Source organism: Deltaproteobacteria bacterium GWA2_45_12, from assembly GCA_001797365.1.
Taxonomy (GTDB): Bacteria; UBA10199; UBA10199; order UBA10199; family UBA10199; genus UBA10199.
Genome location: MGPH01000003.1, coordinates 58,064 through 58,281, shown reverse-complemented (window position 1 = coordinate 58,281; position 218 = coordinate 58,064). Strand labels below are relative to the sequence as shown.

1 pseudogene is annotated in these 218 nt (G+C 45.0%); it reads right to left on the bottom strand.

The window, feature by feature from the left end:
* A pseudogene (locus A2048_06305) lies at positions 1-218 on the bottom strand (HNH endonuclease).

Genomic DNA, 218 nt, shown 5'->3' with positions numbered 1-218 from the left:
TGTAATTCAACATTCCAGTATGAAAAATCAACCATGTTAAGGAAGGGTTTCCATTCATCGTAGCGAGTATGCCCCGAAAATAAACGAAAAAGAAGGGACCATTGGGGCTTGACAGGATGCTTGACCAGTTTCATGCCTGCTTGCTCGGGGCTATGCCCCCCTTTTTTAAGATTGCAGGGGATGCAACTGCACACAACATTTTCCCAAGTCGTTTTTCC